This is a genomic window from Dolichospermum heterosporum TAC447, assembly GCF_024584745.1.
Lineage (GTDB): Bacteria > Cyanobacteriota > Cyanobacteriia > Cyanobacteriales > Nostocaceae > Dolichospermum > Dolichospermum heterosporum.
The window spans coordinates 1,113,215-1,134,033 of sequence record NZ_CP099464.1; the positions used below are offsets into that span (position 1 = coordinate 1,113,215).

Genomic DNA, 20,819 nt, shown 5'->3' on the forward strand with positions numbered 1-20,819 from the left:
TATATCTCACGCAAAGGCGCAAAGGAAGAAAGAAATGGTTGTTAGTTCTTTAAGTTTGGTGACGGATACGTGGGTAAGTGTGAGTTGGGATGAGTTTATGGAGGTTGCTGAACATTCTGATTATCAGCAAGGAAGATTTTATTTTTATCAAAATTATATGAGGGTAGAAATGTCACCTGTTGGTTCAATTCATGGAAATAATAATAATGTTGTTGCAAATGTTGTGAATTTTTATGCGACATTGAAAAATATTAAGATTAAAGGCTGGGTAAATACCAGTTTTCGCAGAACAAGTGAGGGAGAATGTCAACCTGATTTAGCTTTTTATATTGGGGATAAGATAACATTTCCACCTTTGAATAATTCTCCTGTCAATATTAATGAGTTAACAGCACCGACTTTAGTTGTGGAAGTTGCTGTTTCTTCTATTAATGATGATTTGGGTTTTAAGCGATTACTCTATGAACGGTTGGGGGTAAAGGAATATTGGGTTATGGATGCTAATAATAATGATATTATTGCTTTTGAAATTATTGATGGTGGAAGTAGGAGAATTGAGGATTCAAAGGTTTTACCAGGTTTGCAAATATCTACTGTTCAAGAAGCTATTCAACGCAGTTTAACTCAAGATGATGGTGAAGTTAATCGCTGGTTGTTGCAAATTTTTAGTTAATTAGTTTTACGCAAAATCAGGAGGTAAATGTTATGGTTGCTAATTTTGAGAAAAGTTATATGAGTCCTTTGGAGTATTTGGAGTGGGAGGAACAGCAAAATATTAAATATGAATATATCAATGGTGAAGTTTTTGCTATGACTGGGGGAACTATTCCCCATACTACTATTGCTTTAAATTTGGCTTCTGGGTTAAAAAATCATTTGCGGGGTGGTAATTGTCGTCCTTTTATGGCAGATGCTAAAGTGGGTATATCGGAAAATGGTCCGTTTCATTATCCTGATGTCATGGTAAGTTGTGATGAACGGGATAAACAAGCTATTAAGTTTATTCAATTTCCTTGCTTAATTGTTGAGGTGCTTTCTCCAAGTACGGAAGCTTATGATAGGGGGGGAAAGTTTCAGCAGTATAGACGGATTGAATCTTTGCAAGAATATGTTTTAATTAGTGCTGATAAAATCAGTTTGGATTGTTTTCGCTTAAATGATAGGGGTTTATGGGAGTTACATCCTTTTGTTGAGGGTGATAATGTACATTTAGTTAGTGTTGATTTTACGTTTCCTCTTTCTCTGGTTTATGAGGATATTTTTTGATTTTTTGTTTCGCGCAGGTTATGAAGGAATGAACCACGTTCGCGTAGCGTCCCGAAGGGATAGAAGCGAAGGACAGGAAGGAGAGAAGGTTTCAAAGATATTTTGCGTGAGTCTGATGGATTTTTTTATCACGCAGAGTCGCAGAGGCGCGGAGAAGAGCGCGAATTTGTGGTATTAGTAGGTTAAGTTTGGTTTATGATGTTAAGGGTATATATTTTATAATTATGGCGGCAAATAGAATCAAAATTGCTCAAGATAAGGCTGAGTTGGTCAAATCGTTACTAGCTTCTAAAGAAACACCGGGAGTTTTCCAAACTTATGTGGAGGTGATGATATTTGCAGCAGCATTAGGAGTAAAGTATAAAAAAAGTGTTCCTTTAGGAGATACTACAAAAAGAGAGCCTTCTCCAATTCCACAAGAAAATTTTGCTTCACTGGGTTATGACAAAATTATCAAATTATTAGGAATTGTTGAGACAAGTGATATCCAAATACTTGTTTCTAGGGAAGATGAATATGAGGATAAACGGACTCAAGTATTTGAAGAGTATGCTAATGGGGGATTAGAAATATTACAAACTGAATTACGAGGAATTGTTGATTATGAAATACAATTTCTATTGATTTTAAGAAAAGCAATAGATTATCAAGAAAATAATATAGAAGGAGAATTTAATTTAACTAGATTTTTAAAATAATCCATTTTGTTTGTGTTTTTTACCAAGTAGTGAAATATGAATAATCTTCGTTTTTATTGTGAAAAGTTTTCTAAGTTAAGAGTAAGTAATAGCCGAAAACGTGGTAATGCTCAATATAAACCAATATTAGTTTTAACCGTAATTGATTTGATTATGAGAGGAGTTATTACCAATAATCAAATTTTTGTCTCAGAGGAATTAATTCAAGCTTTTAATAAATATTGGAATGTTATTGGCTCACAATCTTATAAAGGGGGTTTACACTATCCATTTTTTCATCTGCAAAATGAGGGATTTTGGCACGTAGAAATTAAAGCAGGTTTTAATAATTTACAACCAAAAACAACTAACCAATTAAAACAGGCTGTTGAATACGCATATTTAGACAGTGAATTATTTAACTACTTACAAGATGAATCTTCTCGCAAAGAATTAATTGATGCACTTGTAGCTGCTTTTTTCTCGGATAATGAAGATGAAATTGAGGAATTTCTACAAATTAATCAAACATTTCAAGATTATCCAGAAGTAGAAAAACTAGATGATATTGGAAATTTACCCAACAACCCTCAATGGAGTTTAAAAAAAACACTAATTAGAAATGCTTTTTTTAGAAAAGCGGTTGTTTCTGTATATGATTGTCAATGCGCTTTTTGTGGGTTAAAAGTTACTAAAACTGGTAATCAAAATATTGTTGACGGCGCACATATAAAGCCATTTTCTGCTTTTTATGACAGTAGAATACATAACGGAATAGCACTTTGTAAAAATCATCATTGGGCTTTTGATAGGGGTTGGTTTGCTGTTGATGATAAGTACAAAATTATCGTCAGCAAAGAATTAGAAGAAGTATCTCCCCACGCTAAAACAATAACAGAATTTCATGGGGAAATACTTATATTACCGAAAGTGGAGAAATATTTTCCAGATATTGAAGCTTTGCAATGGCATCGTGATCATATATTTCAGCCCTAATTATAAAATAACAGGAAGTCCTACCTCCTGCGGTTTTACTAACTTACCATCAAAACCTATAGTTTGTTCTTCCATTGTCCTAGCATTAGCTAAAGCTTTACGTAAAGCAGTAACTTCCATTTTTTCAGTCATTCCTCCCAACATATAAATGAATAACTTCACAGCTAAATCTTTTCCTACTACCTGTACCCGCTTTTTATTGGGGTCATATAAAACCCCATACCATATAGATTGAGGATATTCCATACTGCTAAAACCCCCTTGACGGTCAAATTTCTCCAACTTCTTAAAAATATCCGTCAAAGCAAAATCTTTTTTAAATACCAAAGTTCCCAAAGCTTGCGCTAAAGCAACTTGAGAAACTGGACGAAATAACATATTTCCCTCACCTCCGTCTTTCTCAAAATGGAAGCGCCGCAAAACAGTAGTATCTTCATGTTCCAATATTTTATAACTCGGAAGATTCGCTAAATTATCAAAAAGTAGTCTAAAATCGGCAATTCCTTCCTGAATTTCTTCATTTTCTGGACGCATGGGAATTAACCCTTTTTCCAAAGGTTTCCAGTGGGGGAACTTTTGACCCAAATACCTTTCGGACATATCTTGTAAGGCTTGCAAGGTCGTCAAAACCGTAGAATTAGCAGCTACTGTGGCACTATTCCAATTAACACGGGGATTGCGATTGGGTTTTTGTTCTAAAAGTGGATGTGTAACCGCAATCTTTCGCGCTACAATAGCAAAACCATCATCTTCATTTAATTGTGCTAACTGACCTTTAGTTAAAGGTGCAGCCATCAAATTCACATGAACGAAAATTGATCTTACCCGTCGTTTTGCTTCTGTATGAGTTTCCCCAGTATTCACAGCACAAATAAATTCAATGCCAATTTTTTCTTTAGATAAATTTTGTAAATAAGCAGGTTCTACTTGATATTTCTCAATCAAATCAGATAGAGTAATAAAACTTTCATCAGCAGTTTTATCCTTTTTATAACGTTGCAGTTTACCAGATTTAATTAACTCCATCAAACCTTGGACACCCATTAATCTATGCTGACCATCTAAAGCATAAATTGTCACATTGTCTTCAGAAATATTCAGTAAACCGACTTTACCATCTTTGTCTAAAGGTATAAAATCAGTAGTCGCTTTTTTAGCCCGTCCTTGACTATCCCACTCTGCTGCTTTGGGGTTATCTACCCAAGGTTGATTAATTACTACTAGTACAGCCGGAAATTTATGATTTTTCCTCGCTGCTAAATACTGTACTAACGGTGCTTGACGCGACCAGTCAACAGGACGTTGTTGAATGTCATCAATACTATCAGCATCAATTTCAATATTCTCTGTCTCTGGGTTGTACTTTTTTTGCAGCAGGGGTAAACCAGACGCAAAATGTACCCGTCCCGCAAACCATTCCAATGTCACAGAACCTACATAAGCCTCAGTACCACCCATTTCTGTCTTTTGGACAAGAATTTGGTCTTTCTTCTCTAAAAACCTGTCTAGCAGTAAAGCTAATACCTGTTTATCCTGATTTTCCCGTTCTAAATACTCGTTAGCGAGTTGATTATTTAGTGTATTTGTACTATCATTCATGTTAATTTTTGAAAACTTAGTGATGAACTCTTGCTTTATTGTCCAAAAAAATGGATACTAGGGATGCAATTTTTAAAAATACGTTGCACTCATAGCTTAAGTTTATTTATACACTAGATGATTCCGTTCCCACAAAGGGAAGTATTGATTCTATGTTCATATATCCACAGGTAAGGAAAAATGACGACAACACAACAGCCAGAAAATAAAAATCAGCCGAATCGTACTGTACCAGAGTTAGTGGAGTATATCCAAGCTTTGACGACAGAAATTCAAGAATTGTATTGTTTAGATGAGATACCTTGGGTAGTAGGCTATTCAGGTGGAAAAGACAGCACTGCTACTTCACAGCTTATTTGGAATGCAATTTCTGGACTTCCAGTGGAAAAAAGAACTAAACCAATTCATGTAATTACAACAGATACAGGGGTAGAAAATCCCTATGTTTCTGCTTGGGTAAAAAGTTCATTAAAACAAATGGAAGTAGCGGCTGAAGAGCAAAAAATGCCAATACAACCTCATTTGCTACAACCAGAAACTAAACAAACATATTGGGCAGGTTTAATTGGTAAAGGCTACCCAGCGCCACGCAATAAATTCCGCTGGTGTACTGGACGGCTAAAAATTGAGCCTTCTAATCTTTTTATTCGTGACGTTGTGAGAGCTAATGGTGAAACAATTGTTATTTTAGGAACTCGCAAGACTGAAAGCATAACTCGCGGTTTGATTATGATAAAACGTGAAATAGGCCGGGTCAGAGAGCGCCTTTGTCCTCATCCTAATTTAATAAATTCTCTACTTTACACACCTATTGAAGATTGGCGAACTGATGAAGTTTGGATGTATTTAATGCAGTTTTCAAATCCTTGGGGATATAGCAATAAAGATTTATTTACTATGTATAGAGGTGCAACAGCAGATAATGAATGTCCTTTAGTTGTTGATACTTCTACTCCTAGCTGTGGTAGTTCTCGATTTGGTTGCTGGGTTTGTACATTAGTTAATAGTGATAAATCTATGCAAGCAATGATTCAAAATGATGAAGAAAAAGAATGGTTACAACCATTAGTTGATTTTCGGGCTGAATTAGATGTTGACCGTGACCGCGAAAAAAGAGATTTTCGTCGGTTACGGGGAGAAGTTCAATTATTTGAACGTAATGTAAATGGTGAAACATCTGTTGAACCTATACATGGTCCCTATACCAAATATTGGCGAGAATATTGGCTAAGAAAATTATTAACAGCGCAAACAGAAATGCGTGAAAATGCGCCAGAAAATATGCGGGATATTACCCTTATTTCTCAAGCAGAATTGAGTGAAATTCGCCGAATCTGGTTAGAAGAAAAACACGAATTTGATGATAGCTTACCCCGAATATATGAAGAAGTCACAGGAGAAGTATTTAAAGATCCTCGTCCTGGTGCAGATCAAAGCATACTTGGTAGTGATGAATGGGGAGTATTAGAAGAAATTTGTGAAGGTGACGGAATGCACCTAGAATTAATGGCTAGACTATTAGATACAGAAAGACAATTCAAGAAAAAAACTCGCCGTGTTGGCATCTACGAAAGCCTAGAAAAATGCTTTGATACAAGTTCCCGTTCACCAGAAAAAGCGATCGCAAATGCCCATTTAAAACGGGATTTAAGACAAGCAGCATTAGAAGGAGATGTTGCCACAATTCGGGAAAAATTCAGACAATTAAGTTTAGGAGATACCGCCGAAAAACAAGAGTCTAAACCACAAACTTGGGCTAACTTCAAATATGCACAAAAAGACCCAGATGATAACCCAGACCAATAGAATATCCTCCCCACCCTCGTTCCTAGCCTCTGGCTGGGAATGCCAATCTTGAGGTTCTACCTCAACTCATTATAACCGAGGCAGAGCCTCTTGACAGCATTCCCTGTCAGAGACAGGGAACGAGATAAATATCTCCTTTCTCTCTTTCTCCGTGTCCTCTGTGCCTCTGTGGTTCGTTTAAAAAAACTAGAATACCCAACCCAAAAACCCATGATCTTCCTAGAATTGGTCTTGCAAAACTTCGGTCCTTATGCTGGAAAACAAATCATCAACCTCAACCCCCAAATTGACGAAGACAACACCCGCCCAATTATTTTATTAGGAGGAATGAACGGCGGCGGAAAAACTACCCTTATGGATGCCATTCGCCTCGCATTATATGGACAACGCGCCCAATGTTCAACCAGGGGAAATTTGAGTTATAGTGATTTTCTTACCCAATGCGTGAATAGTAAAAGTACCCCCACAGAAAAGACTAGAATTGAATTAGTTTTTGAACATATCGAAGAAGATAGACCCATAAAATATCGGGTTGTCAGGACTTGGGAAAAAAATCCCAAAGACGGAAAAGACCATTTAGGAATATTAGGAGATGATGAAACATGGCCAATTGATTCATTAGTAAATATTTGGGATGAATATATAGAAAATATCTTACCTATAGGCATTTCCAATTTATTTCTCTTTGACGGTGAACAAGTTAAAGAACTTGCAGAACAGGAAATACCGCCGCCCATAGTTGTAGATGCGATTAACGGACTTTTGGGTTTAGAATTAGCCGATAAATTAGCAATTGATTTAGAAATATTAGTAAATCGTAAAAGACGAGAATTTGCAGATACTAAAGATTTAGCAAAATTAGAAGTAATTGAAACCCGAATCCATGAAAAACAGGAAGAATACAAAAACAATCAGATAAAACTAGAAGATATAAATACTCAAGTTACAGAATTAGAAAAAATTCATGAAGAAGCTTTAGATAGATTTGTGAATGAAGGTGGTAAAATTGCCGCTGAACGTAGCCAATTAGAACAACAAAGAGAAGAAAAAATCAAAGTTGCTAATAACGTCCGTGAATCTTTGTGTGAATTAGCTGCTGATGTTTTACCTTTAGCCTTAATTAGTCCTTTATTATCTCAAGTGCAAAGACAGGGAGAAAAGGAACTGAAAACTCAACAAATCCAATTAGCGAAAGATGTATTAATTGCTAGAGATGAAAGATTACTAAATTGGTTACAACAATTAAATCTAGAAACTAATAAACTTACTAATATTCAATCTTTTTTAGCTGAAGATATCAATAACTTATATACTAATAACTTATCAACAGAAAATACTTGGTTAAATGGAGATGAAGAAAGTTTAAGTTTACTTGACAATATAACCTATCGGTTACAAGTTTCCCAAAATAACGCCCAAAAGCAATTAGATGAATTAACTAATTATGAAGAAGAAATTCTCACCTTAGAAAGACAAGTACAAACTGCGGCTGCACCGGAAGAATATACAAAATTGCAGAAAGCAGTAAAAGAAGCACAAACTGAATTTAATAAAATTAAATCTCAGTCAGACATAATGACTCAAAAACTGATAGAATTAGATACAGAAACTAAAAAATTGAGACAAGAACTCAATGAATATACAGTAGACAATCTCAAATATCAAAATAGTGAACATATTATTGATTCGGCGTTAAAAGTTCAACAAACATTAAAAGTGTTTCGAGAAAGATTAACTTTAAGAAAATTAAATAAATTAGAAGAAGAAGTAAAAAACTGTTTTCTATATTTATTACACAAATCAGACTTAGTACATCGCATAGCTATTGATAGTAAAACCTTCGGCTTATCATTATATGATTTAAACGGAAAACCAGTCCCCAAACATCGGCTTTCCGCTGGTGAAAAACAACTATTAGCGATCGCATTTTTGTGGGGATTAGCCAAAGTATCAGGAAGACGCTTACCTATCGCCATAGACACCCCATTAGGAAGACTAGACTCCTCCCACCGTAACAACCTAGTAGAAAGATACTTCCCCTCAGCCAGCCATCAAGTAATCCTCCTTTCCACCGACACCGAAATCGGCAAAAAAGAATATCAAAACCTGCAAGAAACCGAAGCCATAGCCCGCGAATACCTACTTCAATACAACTCAGGTAAAAGAGAAACCACAATCAAACCTGGTTATTTTTGGTAAAATGTTATTTAGTATTTCATGGATTTAAATATGACAATTCCTCTACTACCAACTTTACATAATTTACCTGCTACCTTACCCTTAGAAGGTGCTGTCACAATCGAGTTACAAGAAGGAACACCTATCTTTCGTGCTTCTAGTAATGTCCAGAATCGCATTGAAACATTACTTTTTAAACAACAAAATTCTCAACTCACATCAGAAGAAGAACAAGAATTAGATAGTTATGAAGAAATAGATGATTATCTGATTTTTCTAAATCGCATAGTCCGTAATCTAGCCCACAATCAAAATAAACAAACTATATAAAATTAGCAAATTTTAAACTTCTGATTTATTTCTTCCTTTGCGTCTTTGCGCCTTTGCGTGAGACTTAAATTTATTATCACCAATCACCAAAATCATGGAATCACCAATAGAAAGAATCAAACTCTCCCAAACAGCCAAAGAACAACTACTCAAACTCAAACGCAGCACAAAAATCGAACAATGGAATATATTATGCCGGTGGGCGTTTTGTCGTTCCCTTGCAGAAGCTGCCGCACCTTCCCCCGTACCTATCCCCCAAGATAGCAACCTCGAAATGACATGGCGGGTTTTTGGGGGAGAAATGTCCGATATTTTACTTTTAGCCCTCAAACAACGCTGCTACAACGACGGCTTAGATACAGATAGAGAAACCCTAATTACGCAATTTCGCTTACATCTACATCGCGGTATTGGTTACTTAGCCGGAGATCAGAATATTAAGAAAATTGAAGATTTAATTGAACTAGCCACAAAGAAAGTAAAATCCTGATTTTGCACTTCTTGTGCCAGCATGGCAAGATAATAATCTTATGAAAGAAATTCAAGCACTCAGACAGGCGTTCCAAAGCCAGAAAATGGGTGCTTTATTATTACTAGGTTTTGCATCAGGTTTACCCCTATTTCTGACCAGTAGAACCCTACAACTATGGATGCAAGATGCCAAAGTTGATATTGCCAAAATCACCTTATTTGGGTTATTAAGTTTACCTTATTCCTTAAAATTCCTGTGGTCGCCCCTATTAGATAGATTTACACCACCATTGTTAGGTGGAAGACGAGGATGGTTAATTATCACCCAAATTGGGTTAGTATTAGCGATCGCCGCCCTTGCCATTCAACAACCAGCCCAAAGCGAGCAAATATTACAAATCCTCGCCATCAACTGCCTGATTATTACCTTCCTCAGTGCCACCCAGGATATAGCTGGTGATGCCTACCGTACCGACATTTTAAACCCCCTAGAGGCGCAGCCAGGGGCATCTGTGTGGGTATTAGGCTACCGAATCGCCCTATTTATTACCAGTTCCCTCGCCTTAGTCTTAGCAGATTACTTACCTTGGAATGTCGTATATTTGCTCATGGCAGTGATTATGGCAGGAAGTATATTTACCACCTTGTGGTCGCCCGCAGAACACAAATTCCCAGATAAAAGACAATTAGCCCCCATTTCTGCCAAAGACGTGATTTTTATAGTCCTGATTACCTCACTAGTAGCAGGGTTAATTGCCGGCGTTTTTGTCGGTTTCATTGCCCAACCTGTATTTTATTGGTTATTAGCAGGATTATTAGTAGCTTGGATAACTACATCCGTATTATTACCAAACTCCCTATTAAATGAAGTTAGGGAAGATAGTCCGCCTGAAAACTTACAAACAGCTATTTTCCTACCCTTTAAAGAATTTTTTCACCGCTTTGGCATTAAACAAGCCAGCTTAACACTCAGTTTTATTCTCCTCTATAAACTAGGTGATTCCCTCGTCGGCATTACAGCCAACTTATTTTTACGAGAAATAGACTTTACCAAAACCGAAATCGGCGCAATCCAGGCAGGAATGGGATTTCTTGCCACCACCGTCGGCGTATTAGCTGGGGGTGTAATCATGACCAAAATTAACTTAAATCGCAGTTTGTGGGTATTTGGAGCGCTGCAATTACTCAGTAACTTAGGTTATTATGCCCTAGCTGTGGCTAATAAAAAAGATTATTCCCTACTAGTCATCGCCGTAAACATCGAAAACTTCTCTGCTGGATTAGTCACAGTCGCTACAGTCGCCTTTTTAATGAGTCTCTGTAACCACCGATTCACAACCACCCAGTTTGCTTTATTCTCCAGCCTCATGGCCATTAGTCGAGACGTACTTTCCGCCCCCGCAGGTAGTTGGGCTACAGCCACAGGTTGGCCGACATTTTTCTTACTCTCTCTTGTAGCGGCGTTACCTGGTTTGCTACTATTACCTATTGTTGCCCCTTGGCATCCCAAGGTATTGGCAACCACCAGACCAGGACTACAAGAAGAAGATATATGGGAACACAAGTAGTTATTCTTGTCGGTACATTCGTTCTAATAGTTACAGGTCTATTACTAGGCTATGTCCTCTCACAATTAGTTCTGCAAAATCTGCCTTTTAACCCCGTCACACTCCTGGGAACTATCAGCCTGATCCTAATTTTTGGGACACTTTATTACGTCCTATTTTGGCAACTGCGACGCGAACCCCTGCAAGCACTCAATCCCAGCATCCCTAACCAACCAGATGAAGAAGTGACCGGCAACTACCTCAAAAATCGGCTCATCGCTAGATTATCTGGAGACGTAGCAGCAGCGGAAAGACTAATTGAACAAGCCAAACAAAATGTTCCCGGAATGCCCGAAAATTGGTACTGTGAAAAAGTCTTAAATGAATTAGACCAGGATCAGCCTTAATATTAGGGCAGAAAAAGACAAATTCATTTTGCTTAGTGCAAGTTGGCTAATTTATTGTTGAGAATTCGCTAGAATTAATACTGTTGCTATTTATTCATAAACAAAAACATGGCTATTTTTCGTCAATATATTGCCCCTTTGATTGCAGTGTTGATATTTACCCTGGCTTTGGTAGCAGTCAGCGCTCGCATCTTTTTACCCTCGGATATGGTAGCTCCCGCTCCCATTGGCATGATTATTAGGTAATTAGGGAATAAGTCTATTTTGAATTTCATCCCCGGCTATTCTCTTCGCCAAGGTTCCACCCTCGATAAAGCCCTCTTGGTTAAGTTCATGCAGCGCACTTACCAAGAACAATTCCCTGATCAAGACTTTTCCCACTTAGCACATACAGTTGAACAATACTTCTGTCGTGATACCCCCCTATGGTGGGTCTATAAAGAGGTAGGGGAGGTAGGGGAGGTAGGGACGGAAATTCTTCACCAATTACCAATCACCGATTACCAATCACCCGTAGCTTGTTTATGGGTGGGGAATGCTATAGATCAGGTTAGTGGCGATCGCCATCCGCACATCTTTCTCCTGTACGTCATCCCAGAATATAGGCGCAAAGGCATTGGTAAAGGATTAATGGCTTATGTAGAAAATTGGGCTACACAAAAACGTGATGTCTCCGGCAAGCCCAGCTATCGCCAAATCGGACTACAAGTATTTGTCTCCAACACACCCGCATTAAATCTTTATCATCAACTTGGTTATCAAGAACAATCCCTCTGGATGGTAAAATCACTCTAAGTAGGTTGGCGTGGAAAATTGTCGTTATGGCAAGGCAAAAGGCAAGAGGCAAGAGGCAAGAGTGAAGAGGGTTTGGGCGATTTTACGTTTCTTTACACAGTTTGGTTTTATTGTGTTCACCTACTTAATTGGGGAACAGGTTACAGGGAACAGGTTACAGTTGAATAATTATGTACGACGAATACGAACTAAGCCTACTCGATGCTGAAGTTGAGCTAGAAAGCCCATTAGATAAAATAGAACCACTTACTGATGAGTCAGAAGTGGAAAAACCTGATGCGGAATTAATGCTGGTACTCCTAGAAAACACCCAGCCTCAACAACGGATGTTAGCAGCGCGTGCTTTTTGTGATATTCAAGATGAACGAGCAACACCTCATCTCATCCATCTTTTAACAGATAATTGTCCCCTAGTGCGAGTTAGTGCTGCTTATGGTATCGGACGTAACCCAGCCAAAGAAGCCGTAGAACCATTAATTATGCAACTCAACCGCGATTTTAATGGTTATGTTCGCAAAGGCATAGTCTGGGCTTTAGGTAATTGCCGCGATCGCCGTTCTCTAGCACCCCTCACCGATGCCCTAAGAACCGACATTCCCGCCGTCCGTCTCTGGGCAGCCAGCGCCCTAGCACAGATGACAGAAGTAGGATATGAAGCCATCGTCGGTGCAATGCCCGCCCTGATCGAAGCCCTAGTCAAAGATCCTATCTCCGCCGTCCGCAGTAACTCCGCTTGGACAATCGGTCAACTTTGTAAAGAACTACCTTCCAATGTTATATACGCCACAGCCATAGACGCATTAATTCAAGCCTTTGCCGAAGACCAGGACTTAGGAGTGAGAGCAGACACCAAAGCCTCACTACTGGGCGTTGGCGATCCTCGCGGCTTACAATTAATCGAAACCCTAGAACAAGAAGGATGGTTTTAGAGTCAGTAATCAGTAGTCAGTAGTCAGTAGTCAGTAAAAAAGATTACCAATTACCAATTACCAATTACCAATTACCAATTACCAATTACCAATTACCAATTACCAATTACCAATTTTCCCTGCCCTCACAGACAACTTATCCAGCAAACCCTATTTAGGATTTATCCATTCCTTTGACGCATATTTAATCTTCTTTCGCCAAAACGGATGAGTCGTTCAATAGCCAGAAGACGGTTTTCCCAAACTTTAACTTGATAGAGATTGGCTTGATTTTTCCCCGGTATCTGTGAAAATTGCAATTGAACCTGGTTGAGGGCTTTTCTGGCTGTAATTAAATTAAGAGCAGACGGTACAGATGCCAGTTGATTCAACGCATCTTTTAACTCCTGATCTAATTTCTCAAACTCAGCATTGGTGATTGCAGACTTATGTAACTGACCATTTTTTTCCACCACACGCCATTCTCTCTGCAAAGCTGCATAACGAAACGCCGCCGTGCGAAAAGGTTGACGCTGGGGTATAGGTTCGTTTTTAATTCCTTGGGTACTATTAAATATTTGTTCTAGTTCAGGATGAAAATTTTCCGCTGCAAACAAGGCATAACCGTTCACTGGCAAGTCTCGCAAAAGTTGCAATTGATCAAATGCACCCATAGTTGGTAATGACTTCAGACGGATTCCTGGAACTAATAGGGTAGCACCTAATTTTGTAGAAGTAATCCACGGTTGAGCTAATCCTTGAAACCGAGGTGTATCCAAAGCATAGGTCATCGGCACAATTAAATCTATATCTCCTCTTCTTGCCCATACTTCCCAATGTTGCTGAATTTTTTCTATGCGTTCATATTCCGGTAAGGGAAAAACGGCTACTGAGAGAAGAAGAGTGTTTCGTTTTTCTCGCAAGGTCTGTGATAATTCAGCCACAAAGCTATCCACCTTTTGGGTGCGGAATGCTGTCCATTGTTGCCACAAATCCCGTTGACTGGGAGAAATATCCAAGGGGTCAATACCAGTCTGCTGTTTAAATTGCTCCCTTGCAGCTTTACCATAACCATAGCTACGACCAACAAGAGAGTCTTGAAAAGGATAACGAATATAATCCAAATGAATACCATCTACTTGATAGCGAGTAACAATTTCGGTATATAATTTAGTTAAATATTCTCTTACCTGGGGATTAGCTGGATCTAAAAAAGGCTTAGTTTGACCAATGGGAATAATATTACCTCGATTGTCATAATTAGCCCAATCGGGATTTGCGGCTAATACTGGTCCCAAATAATCAGGACTAATATTAATAATTTCATTATGACGGTTATTTCCAGCGGCGAATACCCACACCCAAGCGTGCAATTCCATTCCCCGTTCATGAGCTAGTTTAACCGCACTCTCTAGGGGGTCCCAGTCACGAATCAGGGGGTTTTGTTGAGGTGCTACCTGACTAGGATAAATGGGATAACTGGCATTGACGGTTTCCAAAAAAATGGTATTAATTCCGGCTTTTGCTAGTTTATCAAAAATTTTGGCTAATTCGACTTCATTGCCGGCTTTGACAATAGTACCTCTATCTAACCACATTGCCCGAATTTCTGGTTGTGCTAATCGTTGATTGACGGGAAATTGCTGCCATAGATTTGCTTTAGCTTGTAACCATTTCTGTCTAACTGTTGCATAGTTTTTTTGTTGAATTAATAAGGGGATACTTTTAACTGTTTCTCTCGCTTGTACTAATGTTTCTGCTAAGTTTGATGCTGATGTTTCTGGGTGGGAAAATGCTGTTTTAATTGATTCTGCTTTTTCCAGTGAGGAATTAGTGCCATTATTGTTGATATTTTTGGCAGAATTATAAGCTAATACTGCTATATGGGTACTTTCTAATCTACCAATCAGACTTTCTAATTCTTTTTGCAGGGCTATACCTTCTTTTTGATCAATCGGCTGATTAGAATTAGGTATAACATCTAAGCGGACATTTTCTTCTAGTTGATTAATTGGATCAATAAAATTTTCATTAGTAATTTTAGAAACTACTAATGATCCTGTATTTTTTGGATTTGGTTGTAATTGGGAAGTAACAGTTATTTTTGGAGTAGGTTTTAGCCGGGAAATAACTGTGGTTTTTTTAGCAATCTTTTTAGCAGGTTTTACATGAGAATTAATAGTGGTTTTTTTAAGAGGTTTGGATTGGGAGGTAAGGGTGCTTTTTTTGAAGATTTTTTTGGTGGGTTTTAACTTGGAGGTAGCAATGGGTTTTTTGGGAATTTTTTTAGGAGGTGGGGATTGGGAAACAATCGGTAATTTTTCTAGAATTTGCGGTTGCGTGGGTCCAGTAGCTATTGTTGGCTGACAGTTTGAAGCCGGATTTGTAAGTTTACTTTTGCTATTACCTGGTAATCTTAAATAACGATTTAAGGATGCTTTTAACCAAGCAATGTCTAATCCTACAGATGTATCTTTTCCCCAATACCAACCTAATAGGGTAGATTTTTCAGTTGTTAATATTGCTGGTGGATGATCTTGGGAGTCCCAACTTACAGGAGTTTGACTAGTAGAATTATTAGGAATAATCACACCACCTCGAATTGCACCAAATAATTCTTTTTGATTTATCCAATCAGGAATATTCGTATTTGTGGGTTGCAAATTTTCAATGGTGTTGAAGCTAAATCCCCAATAACCTCCTAGCAGTTTTCGTAATAATTGACGAACTCCAGGTGTGGATAAATTACCCACTGGTCCACTAGCTATTAAATATCCACCTTGACTTACCCATTGATCTAAGGCGATCGCCTGTTCCGTTGTCAATACCTCTACATTGGGCAAAAATAATACCGATGGTTTACCCCAATCAGTCTTATCTTTAACTTGACTCAGCGGAATCACACAATATTTCACATTTAACTTCTGTAAGCGGTTGCTAATTCTTTGCCATTCTTCAGGATTATTCTGGCTATTAACCACACTGAATACAGGAGAATCATTAATAGCTTTTACAGGCAATACTCCCCAGATATTAAACAGGAACAAGTTAATATTTAAAATAACGAATCCGACTGTCTTTTTATTCATTAGTCAGTTGTCAGTTGTCAGTTGTTAGTTGTTATACTCAAAACGGCTAGAAGCTGGACTTTTTTATCATACAAAGAACAAGTTCAAAGCCTCTCCAATTATAAAAGCTGCTCCTTTTCCCTCCCTTGTAGGCCCTTAGTAAGGGGAGGGTTAGGGAGGGGTGCAAAGGAGAGGTTTACCAGAGGGGTTTCATATTTGGTTAAACTATGAACCGTTTGCAGTATAGTTGTTAGTTTTTAGTTGGTTAAGGATAGGAAAGAATTTTGTTAATTAGGGTTTGCTGATAGCGTAGCGTGGCGTTAGCCATACTTCTAGTACAAAACGGCGTAAATAAACCAACCATTCTAAATCCTCCAAAAGCCTATACTGTCTTCATTTTGACTTTTGACTTTTGACTTTTGACTTCCGCCTTGCGGTACTAGCCCTCACAGATAACTTTTTCAGCAAAGCCTGATTATTAGTCCGCTTGAAGACAAGTATTGATTAATTCCTCAACTCCCGCTACAGGGAAAATACTGACATTTAATTTTTGAGATACTTCTGCAACCGTCATATCATCTAAAAATACCAATTCCCCATGCTTCAGCATGACGCTAGGTAATAAAATTCCCTCTCCTAAATCTTGCCCTTTTAAGTTTAAAAGTAAATCATGTCCGGTTAATAAACCAGTCACACTGATACTTTGTCCCCAATAATCGCTAGATAAAGCTCGCATATTCACTTCTAAACCCGTGACAGTGTTTAACTGTTCTACCAAGGGTTGAAATGCTGTTTCCACTGCATTACCGACAACCCAAGTTAATCTGCGTTGATTGGTAATTTTTGGTGGTAATAACTCAGTTGCAGTTTGGGTAAACTGTTTAATAAATAAGCGAATTGAACCTACACCATTATCAATTTGCGGATATTCTTCATATTCAGCTTCAGTAGGTAATTCTTCCCCAGCAATTAAAAACCATTCATCAGCTAACCAGACGACACTAGAATTATATTCTTGGCGAAATTCCTGGGAGAGTAATTTAACTTGATAGATTACCTCTTGGGCTTTTTCCCGCGTCACAGGTACGAGTTCATCTTCCTGGGGACGAAACCGCGTCAAACCCAACGGGACAACTGCTATTGATGCTACCGTTGGTAATTCTCCAGTATGAAAAGATGTTAAATCCCGCAATGTCCTCTCTAAATGTTTACCATCATTTATCCCAGGACAGACAACAACTTGAGCATGAATTTGCAATCTTCGTTTTTGAAACCATTTAATTTGTGATAATATTTCCCCGGCACGATTATTTTTTAAAAGTCTAATTCTCACATCTGGTTCCGTGGAATGCACGGAAACATAGAGAGGTGATAACCGCATTTGTTCAATTCTTTGCCATTCTCTCGCGGTTAAATTCGTTAAAGTTAGATAAGAACCATATAAAAAGCTTAATCGGTAATCGTCATCTTTTAAATATAAACTAGTTCGTTTTCCTGGTGGTTGTTGATCAATAAAGCAAAAGGGACAACGGTTATTGCACTGAATCAACCCATCAAATAAAGCTGTAGCAAATTCCAGTCCTAAATCATCATCATAATCCTTTTCAATTTCGACATGATGGGTTTTCCCTGTCGCATCTAAAACTTCCAATTCGAGAATTTCATCAGCACATAAAAATTGATAATCAATTAAATCACGGGGTTGTGTGCCATTAATAGCCACAATCGCATCACCGGCTGTAAAGCCAATTTCCTCCGCAATTGAGTCAGGTAGCACCTTGGTAATTTTCGCAGGTTGAATGGTAGTCATTAGTCATTAGTCATTAGTCAGTTGTCAGTTGTCGGGAAAGCTTGGAGGACAGAAGGAATTTATTTAGAAGTCCCTTGTCCCCTATTTTCCAGATTTCAACTACTCTAACTATTTTTTAACATTCCCGCAGCGATCGCACTTAATATTGTTGCTCCAAATGCCAACCGATACCAAACAAATATCCAAGTATTCTTGGTTTGCAGATAACGCAACAGCCAAGCAATAGAGATATAAGAAAAAACAAACGCAGATAATGTCCCTACACCTACCACAACCAGGTCAATTTTCCCCAGTGCCTCCTTCAAAAACTGATACACAGTAGCAAGTGTTAAAGTCGGAATACCTAAAAGAAAAGAAAATCTAGCGGCTGTTTGCCTTTCTAAGCCGAGAAACAAGGCTGTAGTTAAAGTTGAACCCGAACGAGACGCACCAGGGGCTAAAGCCATCATTTGTCCGATCCCAATCAACAAACCATCACGAATTGTTAGGGTGCTAAAATCTCGCTTATGACTGCCCAGTTTTTCCGATGCACCTAATAACAGCGACATAACAATTGATACTATTGCAATAGAAGTCATACTGTTAATAGCCGAATCTTCGCTATTTAATGCTTTTTTCAGGACAAATCCGCCGATTACAGCAGGTAAAGTTCCTATAGCTATGCCTACTAACAATTTCCATTCTTCCTGTTCCCAGTCTTTTTGTTGAAAAGCCTTGAAACCTCCAGTTAATATCTGTTTAATATCTGTCCAAAAATAAATTAATACCGCTATGACACTACCAAATTGAATTGTTGCCAGAAAAGCTTTTGAACTCAATTCCTGCCAATGAAAAACCTTGGTAAACACTTCTAAATGAGCCGTACTGCTAATGGGTAAAAACTCTGTAATCCCTTGAACTATACCCAAAATAAAAGCCTGAAAAATTAACTGAATCAGATTCCCTTCCGGTACTCCTACCTGTAACAGTTGCCATGATAGTAAATTTATACTATTCACTTCTAAGATTGTTGTCATTAACAAAACTCCCAAAATCAATGCGTAATTCTAGCAAACTATCCAACTTTACTTGGTTGTTGTCAGTCTGTTTAGACAAAATCTTATCAGCGCAGTAAGTAGGTTGGCGTTGAAAATTATCGTTATGGCAAGGCAAAAGGCAAGAGGCAAGAGTGAAGAAGTTTTCAGCGATTTTACGTTTCTTTACACAGTTTGGTTTTATTGTGTTCACCTACTTAACTCTTAAATAAACCATGCACCCAAATTACTTGTTTATCTCAGATTTTAACCATATTTCCAAATCATTAATATCTGTAAAATCTAATAATGTTTCTCCTAGCCTTTCCAATTGTTCTATGTTCAAACTTTTGATATTTTGAGTATAACTATCTTCCAGCTTTCCAAACCGTTTAGATAATATCCTTAGCAATAGGTTTGTTGCTGCATCTTTTTTACCTTCCTGTCTGCCTTCCTGCTTTGCTTCTTGATATACCCGTGTTTGCTTAATATCACTCACTAAAAACATTGCTTCTATCTCCTGACGGCTTAATTGTGAAAATTTGGACAATAAAACAGTCTCCAACAACTCTATAATACCTTGTTTTTCTCTGTCATTATCAATCTCCGTCTTAGTTCTTGCCATAAGGGTTTTAACTAATTCCAGTGCTTGTGCTTCCTTACTAACAATTAACTCAATTAACCCCATACCAATTGAACCCGGTGGTAATTCATCTAAATAAATTCGTTTAATTCTCCCACTATTAATCAATTCTTGTTGATAAGCTGGCGTTGCTGATTAAGGGTATGAATTTTAGTCTCACGCAAAGGCGCAATCACGCTTCGTGATCTCGAAGAATAGACGCACTGAGGTTTGAGTTTTAAAGGTTCAATTTGGGAATTTCATACCTCAATATGGCTACGCCTATGTACTCAAGAGCCTAAAAAACTAAAGTTTCAGAGTTTAGATCTTCAGTCAAAAAAGAGATGTTTTTACAAGATGCGTAGCAGGAAAAAAACAGTATCATTATTTCAATCTCATGTTTTTAAACATGAGTTTTTTCTGTTCCCTGTTTCCTGTTAAGAGTTCCCTGCCCTCACAGACAACTTTTATGGCTTACGCTACGCTATCAGCAAACCGTAAGATCCAAGATAACGTCTTGGTATTTTGGCTATGAAGACAAATGTCAGTAACCCAGCCCTAAAGGGACTGGGGTTGCAAGAGTAATCAAGCAAGCCGTACTGACCAGACCACCCTGAGCGACTTGCCCTGACTTGTGCCGAGCGAAGTCGAGGTAGCGATGTCGAAGGGAGTCAAAGGGTAGCCGTTATTTGAGTCACGACACCTACCGAATGCGTTGCCAGTTCCCTGCTCTGTCGCTTGTGATTAAACAGTTCTAAGGTAACAGGAACAGTGTTGCAAGCCCAACAAGCTCTTATAACAGGTCCAGGCTAACATTACCCCAGAAATGGGAGTTGGTTTCCAGATTCCAATCAAAAATCTGGTTTCAATTTTAATATCCACAGCGGTTAAAACCGTGGTCAGTGAGATTGTCGAACTGCTCGTGTCGTTTCCCTCTCAGGTCTAAAGACGCGCTCGTTTCCCACTTACCGGGTGTTCTTATGATTTTTTTATTTCCCTAGTTCTGGAATTTATATGGGAAATAATTATCTTGATAAATAAAAGCCTTATGTATATGAGCGCACAATTTTCCACCAATGACACAATCCTACCAAAAACTCGGAACACTGTCAAGCCCCCTAGCTGAAATCACCAAAAATCGTTTGATTATTGATAAAATTCTCATTATTATTGAGAATAGACCCCCAATAATTGAGAAAGTCCTTTTTTACTAGAATCTTATACAAATAACTTATAACTCAATCACAAAATTCACAATTTCTCTGATTAATCTGGTGATTTATCAATACCAAGTCGCCAAGAGAACTCCACAAAAAGAAATGCCCA

Annotated in this window: 18 protein-coding genes; 13 read left to right on the forward strand and 5 right to left on the reverse strand. The window is 38.1% G+C overall.

The window, feature by feature from the left end; all coding sequences use genetic code 11:
• Positions 1 to 34 precede the first annotated feature (34 nt).
• The 4 genes from NG743_RS05015 (at position 35) to NG743_RS05030 (ending at position 2,939) form a co-directional block, all read left to right on the forward strand.
• Positions 35 to 673 (forward strand): Uma2 family endonuclease, encoded by a 639-nt coding sequence (locus NG743_RS05015; RefSeq protein WP_027404591.1) that lies wholly within the window; start codon positions 35 to 37, stop codon positions 671 to 673.
• Positions 674 to 705: 32 nt separating this feature from the next.
• Positions 706 to 1,266 (forward strand): Uma2 family endonuclease, encoded by a 561-nt coding sequence (locus NG743_RS05020; RefSeq protein WP_027404590.1) that lies wholly within the window; start codon positions 706 to 708, stop codon positions 1,264 to 1,266.
• 224 nt (positions 1,267 to 1,490) lie between these two features.
• On the forward strand, positions 1,491 to 1,964 hold the full coding sequence (locus NG743_RS05025; RefSeq protein ID WP_027404588.1) for a DNA phosphorothioation-associated protein 4: 474 nt from the start codon (positions 1,491 to 1,493) through the stop codon (positions 1,962 to 1,964).
• Positions 1,965 to 2,000: 36 nt separating this feature from the next.
• Positions 2,001 to 2,939 carry an HNH endonuclease gene (locus NG743_RS05030; RefSeq protein WP_027404587.1) on the forward strand — a complete coding sequence of 313 codons (939 nt, stop codon included), beginning with the start codon at positions 2,001 to 2,003 and terminating at the stop codon, positions 2,937 to 2,939.
• On the opposite strand, the gene NG743_RS05035 is transcribed toward NG743_RS05030, so the two are convergent.
• On the reverse strand, positions 2,940 to 4,538 hold the full coding sequence (locus NG743_RS05035) for a DGQHR domain-containing protein (RefSeq protein WP_027404586.1): 1,599 nt from the start codon (positions 4,536 to 4,538) through the stop codon (positions 2,940 to 2,942).
• Between the two features lie 180 nt (positions 4,539 to 4,718).
• Here NG743_RS05035 and dndC point away from each other — a divergent pair, with 180 nt between their 5' ends.
• From dndC to NG743_RS05080, 9 genes are all read left to right on the forward strand, one after another.
• Positions 4,719 to 6,344: a DNA phosphorothioation system sulfurtransferase DndC gene (gene dndC, locus NG743_RS05040; RefSeq protein ID WP_027404585.1), complete on the forward strand. Its 1,626-nt coding sequence runs from the start codon at positions 4,719 to 4,721 to the stop codon at positions 6,342 to 6,344.
• A 210-nt stretch (positions 6,345 to 6,554) separates the two neighbouring features.
• Positions 6,555 to 8,543, forward strand: coding sequence for a DNA sulfur modification protein DndD (dndD, locus tag NG743_RS05045; RefSeq protein ID WP_027404584.1), 1,989 nt, complete (start codon positions 6,555 to 6,557; stop codon positions 8,541 to 8,543).
• 30 nt (positions 8,544 to 8,573) lie between these two features.
• A complete protein-coding gene (locus NG743_RS05050) occupies positions 8,574 to 8,852 on the forward strand; it encodes a hypothetical protein (RefSeq protein ID WP_027404583.1) in 279 nt (92 codons plus the stop codon).
• Between the two features lie 94 nt (positions 8,853 to 8,946).
• Entirely contained in the window at positions 8,947 to 9,342 is a 396-nt protein-coding gene (gene dndE, locus NG743_RS05055; RefSeq protein WP_027404582.1) for a DNA sulfur modification protein DndE, read from the forward strand.
• A gap of 40 nt (positions 9,343 to 9,382) precedes the next feature.
• On the forward strand, positions 9,383 to 10,891 hold the full coding sequence (locus NG743_RS05060; RefSeq protein WP_027404581.1) for an AmpG family muropeptide MFS transporter: 1,509 nt from the start codon (positions 9,383 to 9,385) through the stop codon (positions 10,889 to 10,891).
• Positions 10,876 to 11,277: a hypothetical protein gene (locus NG743_RS05065; RefSeq protein WP_027404580.1), complete on the forward strand. Its 402-nt coding sequence runs from the start codon at positions 10,876 to 10,878 to the stop codon at positions 11,275 to 11,277. Before NG743_RS05060 ends, NG743_RS05065 begins: the two co-directional genes overlap by 16 nt.
• A 108-nt stretch (positions 11,278 to 11,385) precedes the next feature.
• Positions 11,386 to 11,523 carry a DUF8624 family small hydrophobic protein gene (locus tag NG743_RS05070; protein ID WP_168466401.1) on the forward strand — a complete coding sequence of 46 codons (138 nt, stop codon included), beginning with the start codon at positions 11,386 to 11,388 and terminating at the stop codon, positions 11,521 to 11,523.
• An 18-nt stretch (positions 11,524 to 11,541) separates the two neighbouring features.
• On the forward strand, positions 11,542 to 12,072 hold the full coding sequence (locus tag NG743_RS05075; RefSeq protein WP_027404579.1) for a GNAT family N-acetyltransferase: 531 nt from the start codon (positions 11,542 to 11,544) through the stop codon (positions 12,070 to 12,072).
• Positions 12,073 to 12,242: 170 nt separating this feature from the next.
• A complete protein-coding gene (locus tag NG743_RS05080) occupies positions 12,243 to 13,001 on the forward strand; it encodes a HEAT repeat domain-containing protein (protein ID WP_027404578.1) in 759 nt (252 codons plus the stop codon).
• Between the two features lie 161 nt (positions 13,002 to 13,162).
• On the opposite strand, the gene NG743_RS05085 is transcribed toward NG743_RS05080, so the two are convergent.
• The 4 genes from NG743_RS05085 to NG743_RS05100 form a co-directional block, all read right to left on the reverse strand.
• Positions 13,163 to 16,069 (reverse strand): family 10 glycosylhydrolase, encoded by a 2,907-nt coding sequence (locus tag NG743_RS05085; RefSeq protein WP_257121631.1) that lies wholly within the window; start codon positions 16,067 to 16,069, stop codon positions 13,163 to 13,165.
• Between the two features lie 457 nt (positions 16,070 to 16,526).
• The gene (locus NG743_RS05090) at positions 16,527 to 17,858 is read right to left on the reverse strand and encodes a TIGR03279 family radical SAM protein (protein ID WP_027404577.1); all 1,332 of its coding nucleotides are present in this window, start codon (positions 17,856 to 17,858) and stop codon (positions 16,527 to 16,529) included.
• A gap of 104 nt (positions 17,859 to 17,962) precedes the next feature.
• Complete coding sequence (locus NG743_RS05095; protein WP_027404576.1) at positions 17,963 to 18,874, reverse strand: undecaprenyl-diphosphate phosphatase; 912 nt, start codon at positions 18,872 to 18,874, stop codon at positions 17,963 to 17,965.
• A gap of 244 nt (positions 18,875 to 19,118) precedes the next feature.
• Positions 19,119 to 19,622, reverse strand: coding sequence for a DUF2887 domain-containing protein (locus NG743_RS05100; RefSeq protein ID WP_228043799.1), 504 nt, complete (start codon positions 19,620 to 19,622; stop codon positions 19,119 to 19,121).
• Positions 19,623 to 20,819: the final 1,197 nt, after the last annotated feature.